The organism is Streptomyces sp. SID11385 (assembly GCF_010548245.1).
Classification (GTDB): domain Bacteria; phylum Actinomycetota; class Actinomycetes; order Streptomycetales; family Streptomycetaceae; genus Streptomyces.
The window spans coordinates 1-18,003 of record NZ_JAAGLR010001161.1; the positions used below are offsets into that span (position 1 = coordinate 1).

Consider the following 18,003-nt stretch of genomic DNA (forward strand, 5'->3'; position numbering starts at 1 on the left):
CCGCCGCAGGGCGGTCGTGCGCCGGGTCCCGTGGCCGGGCTCGCGCTTCCGCCCTCGCTGCGCCGGGCCGCTCCCGCGCTCGTCGGGTTCCTCGCGATCCGGCTCGCGGGGAGTCTGCTCGTCGTGCTCGGGTGTCTGCTGTTCGGCGGCTCGCCGTACGAGCGGCTGCTGCGGCCGTGGGACGCGCAGTGGTACGAGCACATCGCCACCTACGGCTACGGCTTCGCCCGGCACGGCCGGCAACCGGGCCTGCACTACCGCGACATCGCCTTCTTCCCGCTCTACCCGGGGCTCGTCCGCGGGCTGCGCCTCGTCCTCCCCTTCTCCGTCCCCGTGCTCGCGCTCGCCGCCTCCTGGGGCTCCGCGCTGCTCGCCGCCTGGGGCATCCACGCGGTCGTCGAGCGGCTGCGCGACCGCCGCACCGCGACGCTGCTCGTGCTGCTCTGGGCGCTGCTGCCGCACGCGATCGTGCTCTCCGTCCCGTACAGCGAGGCGCTGCTCACCGCCTGCGCGGCCTGGGGGCTGTGGGCGCTGCTCGACGGGCGGTGGGTGTGGGCGGGGACGTGCGCCGCGCTCGCCGGGCTCGCGCGCCCGAACGGCGCCGCCCTCGCCGCCGCCGTGATCCTCGCCGGGCTGTGGCTCGCCTGGACGACCCGCGCCCTCCCCGCGCCCCGCGTCCTCGCGGGCATGGCGCTCGCGCCGCTGGGCTGGTTCGGGTACGTGCTGTACGTCGGCTGGGAGCGCGGCGACGTGTTCGGCGGGTACTTCGCGGTGCAACGCGACTGGGGCTCCACCTTCGACTTCGGGCTCGCGATGCTGCGCTACACCGACCACATCGAGATCGGTGTGAACCGTCCCGAGCGGATCGTCGCCGTCCTGCTCGTCTCGGGGGCGCTGCTGCTCTTCGCCGTGCTGCTCACCGAGGTGCGGCGCCCGCTGCCCGGGGCGCTGCTCGTGTTCACGGGGGTGCTGCTCCTGATCGCGGTGGGCGGTTCCGCCTACCTGAGCTGCAAGCCGCGCTTCCTGCTGCCGGCCTTTCCGCTGCTCATCCCGCTCGCCGACCGCCTCGCGACGGCACTGGCGGCCCGGCCGGGGCGCGCGCGCATCCTCCTCGCTTCCCTGGCCGGGCCCGCCCTGCTGTACGGGGCCTACCTCGTCTCGACGGCCCCGACGGCCCTGTGACCGCCGCCGGGACCGCGACCGCAGGCCCCGGGGCTCCGGGACCGCTCAGCCCTCGTCGTCGCCCGGCTTCTCCTCGCCGCCCTCGGCGATGTCCTGCTCCAGGCCGAGCTGCTCGACAAGCCAGCGGTCGAACTCGATCGCCGCGCGCACCCAGCTCACGGTCGAGGAGACGAAGTGCTCCAGGCTCACGCCCGTACCGATGAGCATCTGCGCCTCGCCGATGAGGCGGACCGAGCCGTCGTCGTGGGTGTGCGTGTAGACCTTCGGCCACAGGGTGCGGCGGTTCCAGTCGTCGATGGCTTCGAGGAGCTGGGGCTTCTCCTCGATGCGGTGCTCGCGGTCGTAGAACGTCCGCACCGAGAACACCTGCTGCTCGTTCTCGCCGCGGAACATGAAGTACGTGCGGAATTCCTCCCACGGGGCGGCGAGGTCGCCCTCGTCGTCCACGACGTACTTCAGCTCCATCTGTTCGAGGAGCTGCTTCACCAAATCCTGGTCGGGGACGACGGGGCCCGCCGGTCCTTGGGGCTCTGGCTGGTTGCCCCCGAAGTTCGGAATGGAGGACGGGTCGATGCTCACCGTGTATTTCCCTTCGTACGGATGGGGGCCATCCTCCCCCATGTGCGGTGGGGGCTGGCAAGCCCGCGCCCCGTGGGCGGGGCGCGGGCGGGGAGCGCCCGGGCGGGGAGTGGTCCACCACCCGGGTGCCCGGCGGGTCCCCGGCCAGTCGCCCAGGACCGTGCCTCCGTCGTGCCGCGCAGGTCAGAGCGTCTTCGCCGGGCCCTCCTGCTCCCGCGTCGCCGCCTCGGTCACCGGCCCCACGAGGAGTTCGTCGCCGAAGCGCTCGACCCGGACCGTGTCGCCGTCCTCGATCTCGCCCGCGAGGATCGCCCGGGCGAGCCGGTCGCCGATCGCGGTCTGGATGAGGCGGCGCAGCGGGCGCGCCCCGTACGCCGGGTCGTTGCCCTCCGAGGCGAGCCAGGCGAGCGCCTCGGGGGTGATGTCGAGGCTGAGCCTGCGCTCGGCGAGCCGCTTCGCGAGCCGGTCCACCTGGAGCCGCGCGATGTGCGCCAGCTCGTCGGCATCGAGCGCGGAGAAGACGACGACGTCGTCGAGCCGGTTGAGGAACTCCGGCTTGAACGAGGCCCGGACGACTTCGAGGACCTGCTCCCGCTTCTGCTCCTCGGGGGTCAGCGGGTCCACGAGGAACTGGCTGCCGAGGTTCGAGGTGAGGACGAGGATCGTGTTGCGGAAGTCGACCGTGCGGCCCTGACCGTCGGTGAGGCGGCCGTCGTCCAGCACCTGGAGGAGGACATCGAAGACCTCCGGGTGCGCCTTCTCGACCTCGTCGAGGAGCACGACGCTGTACGGGCGGCGGCGCACCGCCTCGGTGAGCTGCCCGCCCTCCTCGTACCCGACGTATCCGGGCGGGGCGCCGACGAGCCGCGCGACGGAGTGCTTCTCGCCGTACTCGCTCATGTCGATGCGGACCATGGCCCGCTCGTCGTCGAACAGGAAGTCGGCGAGGGCCTTGGCCAGCTCGGTCTTGCCGACCCCGGTGGGGCCGAGGAAGAGGAACGAGCCCGTGGGCCGGTCGGGGTCGGCGATCCCGGCGCGCGTCCTGCGCACCGCGTCGGACACGGCGGCGACGGCCTCCTTCTGCCCGATGAGCCGCCGCCCCAGCTCCTCCTCCATGCGCAGCAGCTTGCGCGTCTCGCCCTCCAGGAGCCGCCCGGCGGGGATGCCGGTCCAGGAGCCGACGACGTCCGCGATGTCGTCGGGGCCGACCTCCTCCTTGACCATCGTGTCGCGCGCGGCCTCCTCCTCGGCGCGGCTCGCCTCCTCCAAGTCCCGCTCCAGCGCCGGGATCTCGCCGTAGAGGAGCTGCGACGCGGTGTCGAAGTCGCCGTCGCGCTGGGCCCGCTCGGCCTGCCCGCGCAGCTCGTCGAGCTTCTCCTTCAGCTCGCCGACGCGGTTGAGGGAGCGCTTCTCCTTCTCCCAGCGGGCCGTGAGCCCGCGCAGCTCCTCCTCGCGGTCGGCGAGGTCCTTGTGGAGCTTCTCCAGGCGCTGCACCGAGGCGGGGTCGGTCTCGGAGCGCAGCGCCAGCTCCTCCATGCGGAGCCGGTCCACGGCGCGCTGGAGCTCGTCGATCTCGACGGGCGAGGAGTCGATCTCCATCCGGAGCCGGGACGCGGCCTCGTCCACGAGGTCGATCGCCTTGTCCGGCAGGAAGCGCGAGGTGATGTACCGGTCCGAGAGGGTCGCCGCGGCGACGAGGGCGCTGTCGTTGATCTGGACCTTGTGGTGGGCCTCGTACCGGCCCTTGAGGCCGCGCAGGATCGCCACCGTGTCCTCGACGGTCGGCTCGGCGACGAGGACCTGCTGGAAGCGGCGCTCCAGGGCCGGGTCCTTCTCGATCCGCTCGCGGTACTCGTCGAGCGTCGTCGCGCCGACCATGCGCAGCTCGCCGCGCGCGAGCATCGGCTTGAGCATGTTCCCCGCGTCCATCGCGGAGTCACCGCCCGCGCCCGCCCCGACGACGGTGTGCAGCTCGTCGATGAAGGTGATGACCTGTCCGTCGCTCTCCTTGATCTCGTTGAGGACGGTCTTGAGGCGTTCCTCGAACTCGCCGCGGTACTTGGCGCCCGCGAGCATCGCGCCGAGGTCGAGCGAGACGAGCCGCTTGTCCTTGAGCGACTCGGGCACGTCCCCCTTGACGATGCGCTGGGCGAGGCCCTCGACGACGGCGGTCTTGCCGACGCCGGGCTCGCCGATGAGCACCGGGTTGTTCTTCGTGCGGCGGGAGAGGACCTGGACGACCCGGCGGATCTCCTGGTCCCTGCCGATCACGGGGTCGAGCCGGCCCTCGCGGGCCGCCTCGGTGAAATCGGTACCGAACTTCTCCAGGGCCTTGTACTGCCCCTCGGGATCGGGAGTGGTCACCCGGCGTCCTCCCCTGGCCTTCTGAAACGCTTCCTGAAGCTTGTCAGCACTGGCGCCCTGCCCCGCCAGCACCTCGCCCGCCTGTCCGCCCCTGGCGGCGATGCCGAGGAGCAGGTGCTCCGTCGACAGGTACTCGTCCCCGAGTTCGCTCGCGCGTGTTCCGGCGTCCTGTACGGCGGCGAGCGTCTCACGGTCGGGCTGCGGGGGCGCGACCGTGGAGCCCGAGACGCTGGGCAGCGCGCCGAGCAGGCGCTCCGCCCCGGCCCGTACCGCCGACTGGTCCGCGCCGACGGCGGCCAGCAGATCCGTCACGTTCTCGTTGTCCTGGCCCGCGAGGAGCGCGAGCAGCAGGTGGGCGGGCGTCAGATCAGGGTGCCCCCCGGCCACGGCCCGCTCCCCGGCCGCCTGGATCGCTTCCCGGCTCCTGTTCGTCAGTTCCACGTCCACCGCGCATGTCCTCCTTGCCCCAACCGATCCGGCCGCGGACACCACCTCGTCCGCGCAGCCGGACAACTCCTCGATGACTCCTACAGCCTCGGTGAAGTTGAGTCTATTCCACTCAAGGAAGTGGAGCGAGCAATCTTCGAGCACTCTTTCGAGGGAATCGGACACCGCTTCGGTCGACGGGGGCGGTGCGCGGGTCGGTACGGCGGGCCGCGCGCCCGCCGCTACTCTCCCCCCATGCCCGTCCAGCTCACCGCGCCACCCGCCTCCTACCTGGCCTTCTGGCGCGAGCGCCACATCTGCACGCTCACCACGCTCCGCCCCGACGGCACCCCGCACGTCGTCGCGGTCGGCGCCACGCTCGACCACGCGGCGGGGCTCGCCCGCGTCACCACCAACCGCAACAGCCGCAAGGCCCGCAACGTGCTCGCCGCGGGCCCCGAGGGCGCGCCCGTCGCCGTCTGCCAGGCCGAGGGCCCGCGCTGGGCCACGCTGGAGGGCCGGGCGCGGCTGCTGACCGGCGAGGAGGAGATCGAGGAGGCGGTACGGCGCTACGCGGAGCGCTACGGACGCACCCCGGCCCCCAACCCCGAGCGTTCCGTCATCGAGATCACCCTCACGCGCCTGCTCGGCAACGCCTGAGCGACACACGGAGACCCGAACGGGCCGCCGGAACACGGCAGTCGGCCCGCCCCATCGCGCCGGACGCCCGCCGGAACACACCCGACGGGCCGCGGGAGCACCCCGGCCGCTCCCAGGAGGCCCGAGCGGCACCGGCCCGCCGCAAGCCCCCGTACGCACACATGGCAGCGGCGCCGCCGGGTTCAGGTCCTCGGCGGCGCCGCTGCTGGGGGAAAGCGCCTGGCGATCTGTTTCAACGGGGGAATCGCTCAGGCACTGCGGGGGGTGACGTAGGAGTCCGACCAGTCGGCGACCTGCTGGTGGTCGCGCTGGTCGAGGTTGACGAAAAGCATGCCGTAACGCACCGCGCACCGTACGGGCTGCGGGGCACCACGGGGCCGGCGGAGACAGCGGTACGCCCGTACGTCCTCGGCCCCGTCCCGCACGACGACGATCGGTTCGCCGAAGAGCGTGACCATCAGCGAGTCGCCGTCGTGGGGGATCGCCGTGACGAGATCGATGAAGTGCCAGCCGGAGCGATAGGCGGTGGCCATCTCACGCCGGAAGGTGTGGTCGTCGGGCGGGGTCGTCATGCCTGGACCGTGCCCCAGGAGGGCTCGCCCGCGGCGGCACCCGACTGGTTCGGCTCATTGGCGGGAACGACGCCCCAGGACGGCTCACCGGCGGGAGCGACACCCCACGACGGCTCACCGGCCGGAACCACACCCCAAGAAGGCTCACCGGCGGGAGACACACCCCAAGAAGGCTCGCCCGGCTTGGCGGTCGCGGGGACGACCCCCCAGGAGGGCTCACCGGCGGGGGCCACACCCCACGACGGCTCACCGACCGGAACCACACCCCAAGAAGGCTCACCGGCGGGAGAGACACCCCAGGAGGGCTCACCCTGCACAGAGGCCGGGACCACGCCCCAAGAGGGCTCCCCCGGGCGGGCGGAGGCACTCACGGACCCCGACGGCTGGCTTCCCCACGACGGCTCACCCAGAGCCACCGCACCAATGGCGAGAGCCGCCATCGCGGAAACGCAGAGCGTACGAAGCTTCACGGACATGATGGGCTCCCACCTCTGTGATTGGTATGTGAACGACCCCCGCCCTGCAACGATGGCCCAGGCAGGGCGCTTTCACTAGGAAACCCATGCATCATGTTCCTGTATTACATGAGCCTGAGGGGGGGACATATGCGGAGGAGGCCCCTCGAAAAGTCTCATTCCCATCCCCAGGAGCCGCTCTGCGTCACCGGCCGTGAGCTGTACGCCGCCGCGCTGCGCTCCGGACGGCTCAAACGCGAGGAACTCGCCGACGCCCCTTGCGTTCTCGACCTGGGACTGCTGGCCCCCGACCCGGCGGAGCCGGCGACGCTGCTGCCCGTCCAGCCGTCGACGGCCCTCGGCAGGCTGCTCCAGCCGCTGGAGAACCGCATTCTGCACAACCGCAAGGCGGCGATCGCACTCACCGAGACCCTGGAGCCCTTCATGGCTCTGAGCGGGCACGATCCGGCCAGTCAGGCGGTCACCGTGCTCGACGGGCTCGACCGCATCAACTCCACGCTCGACCAGACCGTCACCGAGTGCCGCGAGGAACTGCTCACGCTCCAGCCGGGCAGCGGCCGCGCCCCCTACCTCCTGGAGGACGCGCTGCGGCGCGTGGAACCGTTCTTCGGCACCGATGTGCGGATGCGGACCCTCTATCACCACACGGCCCGTCACCATCCCTCCACACTCGCCTACGTGGAGAGGACGATGCCGGAGGGCATCGAGTTCCGCACGATGGAGCAGCTCCCCGAACGGCTCATCATCGTGGACCGGCACGCGGCCTTCATCCCCATCAGTGATGACCGCAAGATCGCCCTCAAGATCGAGCACCCGGGCCTCGTCGGCTATCTCGCGGGCGTCTTCTACCAGTTCTGGAGACTCGCGCGCCCCTGGTCCGAGGCGACCCCGGCGCCCGTGCCGAGCGGCATCACGAGCACCCAGCTCTCCATCGCCCGCCTGCTCGTCGAGGGCCACGTCGACGAGGCCATCGCGCGCCGGCTCGGCATGAACGTCCGCACCTGCCGCGCCCACATCGCCAAACTCGCCACCACCCTCGGCAGCGGCAGCCGCGCCCAGCTCGGCTACCTGATCGCCCGCTCCGGCCTCCTGGACACGGCGGAGGGCTGAGGTCCGGGGCGGGTACGGGTCACGCGCCGGGAGCATCGGCCGCGGTACGGGGCACGCGTCCCGAGCATCGGCCGCGGTACGGGTCACGCGCGCCCGGGACATCGGCCGCCGTACGGGTCACGCGCCCGGAGCGCGCGCCGCCGTGCGGGCCCGGGGCTCCACGCCCACCGCCGCCCTCACACCACAGGGCGGCGCCCCGCGCGAGGTCCGCCCCGCCCGTACGGCACCGCCCCGGCCAAGCCCCGCAGGGCTGCCGTCACTCGCCCGCGCCCTGCCCCCGCTTGTTCTTCGGGCGCCACACGACGAGCGCGCTCGCCTGCTGCACCTCCTGGTACGGGACCAGGTCGCGCCGGTAGGAGGCGTGCACCTGCGCCTCGCGCTGCCGCATCGTCGCCGCGGCCCCGTCGAGCGCCGCGCTCAGCTCGGCGATGCGCTGCTCCATCGCGCTGACCTGCGACTGGAGCTCGATGATCCGCTTGATGCCGGCCAGGTTCACGCCCTCGTCCTGCGACAACTGCTGCACCTGGCGCAGGAGCTGGATGTCGCGGGCCGAGTAGCGGCGGCCCCGGCCCGCCGCGCGGTCCGGGGAGACCAGGCCGAGCCGGTCGTACTGACGCAGTGTCTGGGGATGGAGCCCGGAGAGCTGAGCGGCGACCGAGATGACGTACACCGGTGTCTCGTCGGTCAGCTCGTACGGGTTCCTGCCTCGCCCTTCCATGGTCATGCTCCCTTCGCCGCCTCGAACAACGCCGCCCGCGGGTCCTCCCCGGCATTCGCGTCCCGGTAGGACTCCAGGGCCTCCCTGGCCCGGTCGTCGAGGTGCGCGGGCACCGCGACCTCCACGGTCACCAGGAGGTCCCCGCGCGTACCGTCCTTGCGGACCGCGCCCTTGCCGCGGGCGCGCATCGTGCGGCCGTTGGGGGTACCCGCCGGGAGTTTGAGGGTTACGGGCGGGCCGCCGAGCGTCGGCACCCGCACCGTGCCGCCGAGCGCCGCCTCGCTGAAGGTCACGGGCACGGTGACCGTGAGGTTGTCGCCCTTGCGGGCGAAGACCGGGTGCTCCTTGACGTGCACCGCCACGTAGAGGTCACCGGCCGGGCCGCCGCGCTCGCCCGGCGCGCCCTTGCCGCGCAGCCGGATGCGCTGCCCGTCCTGGACGCCCGCCGGGATGCGCACCTGGATCGAGCGCGCCGACTTCGCGCGCCCGCTGCCCTTGCACACCTCGCAGGGGTCCTGTGCGATGAGCCCGCGCCCCTTGCAGTCCACGCACGGGTCCGTGAGCGAGAAACCGCCGCTGCCGCCGCGCGAGACCTGCCCCGTGCCCACGCACGTCGGGCAGACGCGGGGGGTGCCGTTCTTGTCGCCCGTGCCCGAACACGCCTTGCAGGGCTCCTGGCTGGACATCCGCAGCGGGACCGTCGCCCCGTCCACCGCCTCGGTGAAGGTGAGCGTCACCTCGGACTCGATGTCCTGGCCGCGCCGGGCGCGGTTGCGCGTCGCGCCGCCCTGCGTCCCCGCCCCCGCCGTGCCGCCGCGGTTGAAGAGCCCGCCGAAGACGTCGCCGAGGCCGCCGCCGAAGCCGCCGCCCCCGCTGCCGCCCGGGCCGCCCCCGAAGAGGTCGCCCAGGTCGAAGTTGAAATTGCCGCCCGCACCACCGGCGCCCGCGCCGCCGGGACGGAAGCCGCCGCCCGCGAAGAGGGCGCGCGCCTCGTCGTACTCCTTGCGCTTCTTCGGGTCGCCGAGGACGTCGTGCGCCTCGGAGATCTCCTTGAAGCGGGCCTCCGCCGTGGTGTTGCCCTTGTTGGCGTCCGGGTGGTTCTCGCGGGCGAGCTTGCGGTACGCCTTCTTGATCTCCGCCTCGGTGGCGTCCTTCGGCACGCCGAGGACCTTGTAGTAGTCCTTCTCGATGAAGTCCTTCGTGCTCATCCCCGACGTCCCTCCTTCCGTGGCGGCGCGGCCCCGGGCCACGGCCCCCGCCCGGCCCGCCCGGCCATCTCCTGTTGTACCGAATGGTGTACCGGACCATCCGGTGGTACCGGGTCGCCCGGCCGGATCATACGGTCCGGCCGGGCGACTCCCGCTCTGCTCAGCCCTTGTCGGGGCCGTCCTTCTCCTCGTCCGCCGAAGCGGCCTTCCCCTCCTCGGCGGAGGCGGGGCCCGCCTGCTCCTTGGCGGGGCTCGCCGCGCCCGGCTGGGGCTCGGCGACCGCGACCCGCGCGGGGCGGATCGTGCGCTCGCCGAAGCGATACCCCGGCTGGAGGATCGCGACGCACGTCGTCTCGGTGACGTCCGGGGCGTAGGAGTGCATGAGCGCCTCGTGGATCGTCGGGTCGAAGGGCTCGCCCTCCTCGCCGAACTGCTCCAGGCCCATCTTGGCGGTGATGGACTCCAGCGAGTCGGCGACCGACTTGAAGCCGCCCGTCAGCTCCTCGTGCTCCCGCGCCCGGCCGATGTCGTCGAGCACGGGCAGGACCTCGCTCAGGAGGTTCGCGACCGCGAGCTCCTTCACGGCGACCCGGTCGCGCTCGACCCGGCGGCGGTAGTTCTGGTACTCGGCCTGGAGCCGCTGGAGGTCCGCGGTGCGCTCGCCGAGCGCCGTGCGCACCTGGTCCAGCTGGGCCGTCAGACCGGCCTGCTGAGCGTCCCCGCCCGAGGCGGGCCGCTCCTGCTCGGAGCGGTCCTCCTCGGCGGCGTCGGGGGCGGCGCCGTCGGAGACGTCAGTGGGCTCGTTCTTCTCGTCGAAGCCCCCTGCGGTCTCCTCGCTCACGCCGCACCGTCCTTCTTGTCCTCGTCGACGATCTCGGCGTCGACGACGTCGTCGTCGGCCTTGGCACCGGCGTCGGCGCCCGGAGCGGCGCCCTCGGCACCGGCCGTGGCCTGCGCGTCGGCGTACATCGCCTGGCCGAGCTTCTGCGAGACGGCGGCGACCTTCTCGGTGGCCGTCTTGATCTCGGCGGTGTCCTCACCCTTGAGCTTCTCCTTCAGCTCGGTGAGGGCCTCCTCGACCTCCGTCTTGATCTCGCCCGGGACCTTGTCCTCGTTGTCCTTGAGGAACTTCTCGGTCTGGTACGTGAGCTGCTCGCCCTGGTTGCGCACCTCGGCGGACTCGCGGCGGCGGTGGTCCTCGTCCGCGTACTGCTCCGCCTCCTGGCGCATCCGGTCGACCTCGTCCTTCGGCAGCGAGGAGCCGCCGGTGACGGTCATCTTCTGCTCCTTGCCCGTACCGAGGTCCTTCGCGGTGACGTGCATGATGCCGTTGGCGTCGATGTCGAAGGAGACCTCGATCTGCGGCACCGAGCGCGGGGCCGGCGGCAGACCGGTCAGCTCGAACATCCCGAGCTTCTTGTTGTACGCGGCGATCTCGCGCTCGCCCTGGTACACCTGGATCTGCACGGAGGGCTGGTTGTCCTCGGCCGTCGTGAAGATCTCGGAGCGCTTCGTCGGGATCGTCGTGTTGCGCTCGATGAGCTTCGTCATGATGCCGCCCTTGGTCTCGATGCCGAGGGACAGCGGGGTGACGTCGAGGAGCAGGACGTCCTTGACCTCGCCCTTGAGGACACCGGCCTGGAGCGAGGCGCCGATGGCGACGACCTCATCCGGGTTGACGCCCTTGTTCGCCTCCTTGCCGCCGGTCAGCTCCTTGACGAGCTCGGCGACGGCGGGCATACGGGTCGAGCCACCGACGAGCACGACGTGGTCGATGTCGGCGAGCGCGATGCCCGCGTCCTTGATCACGTTGTGGAACGGGGTCTTCGTCCGGTCCAGGAGGTCCGCGGTGAGCTGCTGGAACTGGGCGCGCGTGAGCTTCTCGTCCAGGTGCAGCGGGCCCTCGGCGGAGGCCGTGATGTAGGGCAGGTTGATCGTGGTCTCGGTGGACGAGGACAGCTCGATCTTCGCCTTCTCGGCGGCCTCGCGCAGGCGCTGGAGCGCCATCTTGTCCTTGCTCAGGTCCACGCCGTGACCGTTGTTGAACTGCTTGACCAGGTAGTCGACGACGCGCTGGTCCCAGTCGTCACCGCCGAGCTGGTTGTCGCCGTTGGTGGCCTTCACCTCGACGACGCCGTCGCCGATCTCCAGGAGCGAGACGTCGAAGGTGCCGCCACCGAGGTCGAAGACGAGGATCGTCTGGTCGTCCTTGTCGAGGCCGTACGCGAGCGCGGCGGCCGTCGGCTCGTTGACGATGCGCAGCACGTTGAGGCCCGCGATCTCACCGGCCTCCTTCGTCGCCTGGCGCTCAGAGTCGTTGAAGTACGCCGGGACGGTGATGACCGCGTCGGTCACCTTCTCGCCGAGGTACGACTCCGCGTCGCGCTTGAGCTTCTGGAGGACGAAGGCGGAGATCTGCTGCGGGTTGAAGTCCTTGCCGTCCAGATTGATCTTCCAGTCGGTGCCCATGTGGCGCTTGACCGACCGGATGGTCCTGTCGACGTTGGTGACCGCCTGACGCTTGGCGACCTCGCCGACCAGCACCTCACCGTTCTTCGCGAAGGCGACGACGGACGGCGTGGTCCTGGCGCCCTCGGCGTTGGTGATGACGGTGGGCTCGCCGCCCTCCAGAACGCTGACGACGGAGTTAGTCGTGCCCAGGTCGATGCCGACCGCACGTGCCATTTCGGGTCCTCCAGATGATGACTTGAGTGGAACTGGCTCAACCATGCAACAGCCCGGTACCCCCTGTCAACAGACCTGAGCCAGGCGCACTCAACTCTTATTCAGCCCTTACGCGCAATGCCCGCGCCGCGCCGTGCGCCAGATCACGCGGCGCAAGGGGCCCATGCCGACGGAGAGTCGATACCCTCCCTACAGAACCCATTAAGTTACTGCTTAGTAAGGTGGCCCTTCCCAGGGCCGCACCGGGCCTCGCGGCCCGCCCACCCCCAGTACCCCGCACTTCCGCGCAGGTTCGAGGAGCCCTCCATGCAGCTCGCCGCGATCATCGTGTCGCTGCTCCTGACCGTGGTCGGCGTGGCGCTCATCTCCCGAGCGATCGCGCAGATCGTCCAGCACGTACGGCTCGGCCAGCCGGTCCCGGCCGGCAGCCGTACCGACCGCTGGAAACAGCGTTCCCTCACCCTCGCGAGGGAATTCGTCGGTCACACCCGGATGAACCGCTGGGGCATCGTCGGCGTCGCCCACTGGTTCGTCGCGGTCGGCTTCCTCACCCTCGGCCTGACGATCGTCAACGCGTACGGGCAGCTCTTCCAGGCGGACTGGATCATCCCCTGGATCGGCACCTGGCCCCCGTACGAGGTCTACATCGAGTTCATCGCGCTCTTCACGACGCTCGGCATCCTCACCCTCATGGGCATCCGCCTGCTGAGCCTGCCCTCGCGCGCCGGGCTCAAGTCCCGCTTCACGGGCTCGAAGCTCGGCCAGGCGTACTTCGTCGAGTACGTCATCCTCGTGATCGGCCTCGCGGTCCTGATGCTCCGCGGCCTCGAAGGCGCGATCCACCACGTCGACGGCTACGAGGCGGGCTACTGGGTCTCGTACCCGCTCGTCGCGGGGCTGCGCGACCTCGACGTCTCGACGCTCCAGAACCTCATCTACCTCACGGCGATGATCAAGCTGGGCGTCACGATGATCTGGGCGATCACCGTCGGCCTCAACACCAACATGGGCGTCGCCTGGCACCGTTTCCTCGCCTTCCCCAACATCTGGTTCAAGCGCAACGCGGACGGCGCCGTCTCGCTCGGCGCGCTGCGGCCCATGACGAGCGGCGGCAAGCCGATCGACTGGGAGGACCCGGGCGAGGACGACGTCTACGGCGTCTCGCAGGTCGAGCACTTCTCCTGGAAGGGCCTGCTCGACTTCTCCACCTGCACCGAGTGCGGCCGTTGTCAGTCGCAGTGCCCCGCCTGGAACACCGGCAAGCCCCTCTCGCCGAAGCTCCTCATCATGTCCCTGCGCGACCACGCGCACGCCAAGGCCCCGTACCTCCTCGCGGGCGGCGGGAAGACGATGGAGGGCGAGGAGAAGGCGAGCGCGGAGCAGCTCAAGGACGTACCCGCCGCGGCCCTCGCGGAGGCCGAGCGCCCCCTCATCGGCACGCCGGAAGAGAACGGCGTCATCGACCCCGACGTCCTGTGGTCCTGCACCACCTGCGGCGCCTGCGTCGAGCAGTGCCCCGTGGACATCGAGCACATCGACCACATCGTCGACATGCGCCGCTACCAGGTCATGATCGAGTCGTCCTTCCCCTCCGAGGCCGGGACGATGCTCAAGAACCTGGAGAAGAAGGGCAACCCCTGGGGCCTCGCGAAGAAGAAGCGCCTGGAGTGGACGAAGGAGGTGGACTTCGAGGTCCCCGTCGTGGGCGAGGACGTCGAGGACCTGACCGAGGTCGACTACCTCTACTGGGTCGGCTGCGCCGGCGCCCTGGAGGACCGCGCGAAGAAGACCACGAAGGCGTTCGCGGAGCTGCTGAACATCGCGGGCGTCAAGTTCGCGATCATGGGCGGCGACGAGAAGTGCACGGGTGACTCGCCGCGCCGCCTCGGCAACGAGCCCCTCTTCCAGCAGCTCGGCGCCGAGAACGTCGCGATGCTCAACATGGCCTTCGGCGAGGACGACGAGGACGAGTCCACGAAGAAGCCGAAGTCCGCGAAGAAGATCATCGCGACCTGCCCGCACTGCTTCAACACGATCGCGAACGAGTACCCGCAGCTCGGCGGCGAGTACGAGGTCATCCACCACACCCAGCTGCTCCAGCACCTGGTCGACGAGGGCAGGCTCGTCCCCGTCACGCCGGTCGAGGGCCTCATCACGTACCACGACCCCTGCTACCTGGGCCGCCACAACAAGATCTACACGCCGCCGCGCGAGATCATCGCGAAGGTCCCGGGCATCCGCAGCGAGGAGATGCACCGCCACAAGGAACGCGGCTTCTGCTGCGGCGCGGGCGGCGCGCGCATGTGGATGGAGGAGCGGATCGGCAAGCGCGTCAACAACGAGCGCGTCGACGAAGCCCTCTCGCTGGACCCCGACATCATCTCGACGGCCTGCCCCTTCTGCCTCGTCATGCTGACCGACTCGGTCAACGGCAAGAAGGCTGCGTCTGACAGCGGCTCCGCCGCGGGCGGCCAGGCGAAGGAGTCGGTGCAGGTCGTGGACGTGGCCCAGCTCCTCCTGGACTCGGTCAAGACCCCCACCGACCCCGAGCCCCCGGCCGCGACCACGGACGCCCCGGAGCCCGAACCGGCCCCCGCGGCGAGCTGAGCACACCGCACGAGGTACGAGGAAGGGGCGCCGGACCAAGATCCGGCGCCCCTTCGCCGTCCGCGAGCGCCGCCCGTCCCGTACGTACCTGACGCCCCGCCGCCCGCTCAGCCCCGACCCGCCGCGCACCCTTCCCCTTCACCCGCCCGTCACACCACCCCCACCTCTCGTACAACCATTCGGGCCGCGCAGGGGTCTCCTTCTCGCCACACGGCCGCGGGCGGCATACGGTGCCCCCCGCGTTTCGCGCAGGAGAACTCCATGCCCTCTCACTTCCGTACCGCCCTCGCCGCGACGGCCGCCGTCGCCCTCACCGGCGGACTGCTGACCCTCTCGGCGGGCTCCGCCGCCGCCGCGACGCCGCTGGCCCCGGGCCGTGCCGACGCCGACTTCAACCACGACGGCTACGCGGACGTCGCGATCAGCTCCTCGCACGCCTACGTCAGCGGGCACAAGAACGCCGGCGCCGTCTCCGTCCTCTACGGCGGCAAGAGCAGCCAGCGCACCGCGACGTACACGCAGAACTCCGCCGGCGTCCCCGGCGGCGCCGAGGCCGACGACTACTTCGGCGCCGACACCGCCTTCGGCGACTTCAACAACGACGGCTACGACGACCTCGTCGTCGGCGTGCCCGGCGAGGACGTCGGCAGCGACAAGGACGGCGGCACCGCCGCGATCCTGTGGGGCTCCGCCTCGGGCCTCAAGGGCGGCACGACGCTCAAGGACCCGCGCCCCACCAAGCACGACAAGTACGGCGCCCCGCTGGAAGCCGGCGACTTCAACGGCGACAAGCGCGACGACATCGCGGTGGGCACCACCTCCGGCGCCGCCACGATCGACATCCTGCGCGGCGGCTTCAGCTCCACCAAGGGCGGCGGCGCGGGCACGTACACCGTCGCCCCCGCCGTCTGGAGCGGCGAGGGCGCGGGCATCAAGAACCTGCACTCGGGCGACGTCAACGCCGACGGCAAAGAGGACCTGATCGTCAACGGCTACGCCAGGACCGACGACCTCGACGCCAACTACTGGCTCCCCGGCTCCGCCTCCGGCGCCACCACCAAGGGCGCCCAGAAGCTCCCCGCCGGCTTCATCACCGACATCGGCAAGACCGACAAGGACGGCTACGCCGACATCGTCACCGGGCTGGAGTGGGACAGCGGCATCGGCCACGCCCACAAGGGCGGCACCGCGCTGATCATCCACGGCACCAAGAGCGGCCCCGCGTCCGGCACGATCCAGACCTTCACGCAGGACACCGCGGGGGTGCCGGGCGCCGGCGAGGAGAACGACTGGTTCGGCAGCGAGCTGGACCTCGGCGACGTCAACGGCGACGGCAACCTCGACCTGATCGTGGGCGCGCCCGGCGAGACCGTCGGCAGCGCGAAGGCCACCGGCGCCGTCACCGTCCTCTTCAACAAGGCGGACGGCTCCGGGATCACCGGCACCGGCTCCCTCTTCCTCAGCCAGAACACCTCCGGCGTGCCCAACGAGGACGAGGCGGACGACAACTTCGGCTCCGAGGTCCACATCGACGACCTCAACGGCGACAAGAAGGGCGACCTGATCATCGCCGCGCCGTGGGAGAACGGCAACGGCGCGGTCTACCCGCTCCTCACCCAGTCCAACGGCAAGAGCTTCAAGGGCAGCGCGGGCATCTACGTCTCGACGGTGGGCATCTCCGCCTCCGGGAACCCGGTCTTCGGCCACAACATGGCGGACTGACCTCCCCACGTCGGGGGTCGGGGAATCCCCCCGGATTCCCCGACCCCCGACATCCCCCCGATCCCCCGGCGGCCGTCTCGGCCCCGGGGGACGTCCGTTGCGGCGCGCGGCTCAGCGCAGCGCCGGGTCGGTGAACTCGAAGTGCTTCCACAGCCGTTCGTCCTGCACCTGGAAGCGGTACGGGATCGTGACGGCCACGTACGCGGCCCGGCCGAGGAGCACCAGCCCGGCGAGCCCGCCCAGCACCGTCCCCCACACCGGGACGAGCCCGGTCATCGCGGGCACGGTCGCGAGGACGACGCCGAGGCCGAGCGCGAGCACCCGGTCGTGCGCCCGCGCGAGGTAGAAGGAGGGCCGCCGCACGGGCGCGGCACTCAGCGAGATGTCCGTCTCGTGCGGCGTCAGGTACCCCTCGGAGAGCGCCCGTTCGACGAGCACGGGGTCGATCACCGCCCACACCACGTGCCCCGAGTCGGTCGCGAAGAAGACCGGGACCAGGGGCCGTTCGCCCTGCGCCCCGGTGTACGCCCGCCACTCGCGCGGCACGCAGAACCAGCCCTGGTGCCCGGCGAGCTGGGCGACCGAGTGCGAGAGGTGCCGCTCCCCGATCGTGAGCCGGTACATCTTGCGCTCGTCCACCGCCTCGACCCCGAAGAAGCCCTCCTCCTCGGGGGACACCACCTCCCGCGCGCCCTCGGGCGTGATGCCGAGCCCGTAGGCCACGCTCGTGACGATGTCGCCGCTCCCGGTCGACGAGGCCGTCCGGACATCGACGCGGATAGGCCGCCCGAGCCGCGCCCGCATCGCGAGGACGGGCCCCCCGGCGGCGACGCGCCGGCGGAAGCCGCGCAGCGGGGGCGGCAGCTGACCGCTCAGCAGGAGCGGCAGCCGGGCCAGCGCGGCGACCGTGGCGATGAGCAGCAGGAGACCCGGCAGCTCGCCGAGCACGCTGCCCGGCGACGGGGCGGCGGCGCGGACGAGGACGTACGGGGCGAGCAGGAACAGCAGGAGCTGCCCGATATGGGGCCAGTTGCGGCGGATCGGCGCGACCCGCCGCGGAATCCCGGCCCGTACCGGACCGTCCGGCAGCCGCGCGACCCCCGGCGCGGCGCGCACGGCGAGCAGCCACCCCGCGCAGCTGACGACCGCGAGGCCGAACAGGACGAGCGCCGCCCCCATGGGCCCGTCCTCGTCCGAGCCGATCCGTGCGAGGACTTCGGCCAGGACCGCGACCGTCCCACCGAGCGCGGCGACGAGGGAGATCCCCCCGAGCACGGCCGACAAGGCCGTGGAGCGATGACGCATTCGTTCCCCCAGGAACGCGAACAAGGCCGCGAGGTGGGGCGCGCGGGTCTGCCCTCGGCAGAACGTTCGAACCTATAAGGCGGTACGTGAGTGACGCAAGGGTCTTGCCGCGTCCGGCGACACGCCGCCCGGAGATGTCACAGCTCGGCCGCAAAGCCCCCGCCCCGGCAGGAGCGCCCCGTACCGGCCCGGATATGCGGGTACGTTCGGATCGTGGCTGGATTCAGGATCGGACGCGGCCGGGACAACCGCACGAGTGGGCAGCAGCAGAACCCTGGGGGCAGGCCCCCGCAGGGTCAGTACCCCGCGCCGGGGCAGCGGGGGCAGCAGCCGTACGGCGGCGCCCCGCGGCCCCCGCAGGGCGGCGCCCCGCGCCCGGGCCCTCGCCC

Annotated in this window: 13 protein-coding genes; 5 read left to right on the forward strand and 8 right to left on the reverse strand. The window is 71.5% G+C overall.

The window, feature by feature from the left end:
• The coding region (locus tag G3I42_RS35290) for a hypothetical protein (RefSeq protein WP_239096892.1) at window positions 1–1,182 on the forward strand (1,182 nt) is incomplete at its 5' end.
• Window positions 1,183–1,227: 45 nt separating this feature from the next.
• Here G3I42_RS35290 and G3I42_RS35295 read toward each other — a convergent pair.
• Window positions 1,228–1,761 carry a YbjN domain-containing protein gene (locus tag G3I42_RS35295; RefSeq protein ID WP_164291730.1) on the reverse strand — a complete coding sequence of 178 codons (534 nt, stop codon included), beginning with the start codon at window positions 1,759–1,761 and terminating at the stop codon, window positions 1,228–1,230.
• A 183-nt stretch (window positions 1,762–1,944) separates the two neighbouring features.
• A complete protein-coding gene (gene clpB / locus G3I42_RS35300; protein ID WP_164291740.1) occupies window positions 1,945–4,572 on the reverse strand; it encodes an ATP-dependent chaperone ClpB in 2,628 nt (875 codons plus the stop codon).
• A 234-nt stretch (window positions 4,573–4,806) separates the two neighbouring features.
• Between clpB and G3I42_RS35305 the strand changes: the two genes are divergently transcribed.
• A complete protein-coding gene (locus G3I42_RS35305; RefSeq protein WP_164291731.1) occupies window positions 4,807–5,211 on the forward strand; it encodes a TIGR03618 family F420-dependent PPOX class oxidoreductase in 405 nt (134 codons plus the stop codon).
• A gap of 248 nt (window positions 5,212–5,459) precedes the next feature.
• Here G3I42_RS35305 and G3I42_RS35310 read toward each other — a convergent pair whose 3' ends face one another.
• Window positions 5,460–5,783 carry a (2Fe-2S)-binding protein gene (locus G3I42_RS35310; RefSeq protein WP_009067095.1) on the reverse strand — a complete coding sequence of 108 codons (324 nt, stop codon included), beginning with the start codon at window positions 5,781–5,783 and terminating at the stop codon, window positions 5,460–5,462.
• Between the two features lie 605 nt (window positions 5,784–6,388).
• On the opposite strand from G3I42_RS35310, the gene G3I42_RS35315 reads away from it, so the two are divergent.
• Window positions 6,389–7,369 (forward strand): helix-turn-helix transcriptional regulator, encoded by a 981-nt coding sequence (locus G3I42_RS35315; RefSeq protein ID WP_164291732.1) that lies wholly within the window; start codon window positions 6,389–6,391, stop codon window positions 7,367–7,369.
• Window positions 7,370–7,625: 256 nt separating this feature from the next.
• Here the strand turns inward: G3I42_RS35315 and G3I42_RS35320 are convergent, their stop codons facing one another.
• The 4 genes from G3I42_RS35320 to dnaK all read right to left on the reverse strand — a co-directional run bounded on the left by G3I42_RS35320 (window position 7,626) and on the right by dnaK (window position 11,980).
• Window positions 7,626–8,087 (reverse strand): helix-turn-helix domain-containing protein, encoded by a 462-nt coding sequence (locus G3I42_RS35320; protein ID WP_007825079.1) that lies wholly within the window; start codon window positions 8,085–8,087, stop codon window positions 7,626–7,628.
• A gap of 2 nt (window positions 8,088–8,089) precedes the next feature.
• Entirely contained in the window at window positions 8,090–9,295 is a 1,206-nt protein-coding gene (gene dnaJ / locus G3I42_RS35325) for a molecular chaperone DnaJ (protein WP_164291733.1), read from the reverse strand.
• Between the two features lie 160 nt (window positions 9,296–9,455).
• Window positions 9,456–10,136, reverse strand: coding sequence for a nucleotide exchange factor GrpE (gene grpE, locus G3I42_RS35330; RefSeq protein ID WP_164291734.1), 681 nt, complete (start codon window positions 10,134–10,136; stop codon window positions 9,456–9,458).
• Entirely contained in the window at window positions 10,133–11,980 is a 1,848-nt protein-coding gene (gene dnaK, locus G3I42_RS35335; protein WP_164291735.1) for a molecular chaperone DnaK, read from the reverse strand. Before dnaK ends, grpE begins: the two co-directional genes overlap by 4 nt.
• Window positions 11,981–12,286: 306 nt before the next feature.
• On the opposite strand from dnaK, the gene G3I42_RS35340 reads away from it, so the two are divergent.
• Both G3I42_RS35340 and G3I42_RS35345 read left to right on the forward strand, forming a co-directional pair.
• Entirely contained in the window at window positions 12,287–14,587 is a 2,301-nt protein-coding gene (locus G3I42_RS35340; protein ID WP_164291736.1) for a (Fe-S)-binding protein, read from the forward strand.
• Window positions 14,588–14,848: 261 nt separating this feature from the next.
• Complete coding sequence (locus tag G3I42_RS35345; RefSeq protein WP_164291737.1) at window positions 14,849–16,309, forward strand: FG-GAP-like repeat-containing protein; 1,461 nt, start codon at window positions 14,849–14,851, stop codon at window positions 16,307–16,309.
• Window positions 16,310–16,420: 111 nt separating this feature from the next.
• Here the strand turns inward: G3I42_RS35345 and G3I42_RS35350 are convergent, their stop codons facing one another.
• A complete protein-coding gene (locus G3I42_RS35350; protein WP_343244750.1) occupies window positions 16,421–17,584 on the reverse strand; it encodes a hypothetical protein in 1,164 nt (387 codons plus the stop codon).
• Window positions 17,585–18,003 lie beyond the last annotated feature (419 nt).

Excerpts from the sequence above, each read along its gene's own strand:
- G3I42_RS35305 (WP_164291731.1), top strand. The coding sequence starts at position 4,807 with ATGCCCGTCCAGCTCACCGCGCCACCCGCCTCCTACCTGGCCTTCTGG.
- G3I42_RS35310 (WP_009067095.1), bottom strand. The coding sequence starts at position 5,783 with ATGACGACCCCGCCCGACGACCACACCTTCCGGCGTGAGATGGCCACC.
- G3I42_RS35315 (WP_164291732.1), top strand. The coding sequence starts at position 6,389 with ATGCGGAGGAGGCCCCTCGAAAAGTCTCATTCCCATCCCCAGGAGCCG.
- G3I42_RS35320 (WP_007825079.1), bottom strand. The coding sequence starts at position 8,087 with ATGGAAGGGCGAGGCAGGAACCCGTACGAGCTGACCGACGAGACACCG.
- dnaJ (WP_164291733.1), bottom strand. The coding sequence starts at position 9,295 with ATGAGCACGAAGGACTTCATCGAGAAGGACTACTACAAGGTCCTCGGC.
- dnaK (WP_164291735.1), bottom strand. The coding sequence starts at position 11,980 with ATGGCACGTGCGGTCGGCATCGACCTGGGCACGACTAACTCCGTCGTC.
- G3I42_RS35340 (WP_164291736.1), top strand. The coding sequence starts at position 12,287 with ATGCAGCTCGCCGCGATCATCGTGTCGCTGCTCCTGACCGTGGTCGGC.
- G3I42_RS35345 (WP_164291737.1), top strand. The coding sequence starts at position 14,849 with ATGCCCTCTCACTTCCGTACCGCCCTCGCCGCGACGGCCGCCGTCGCC.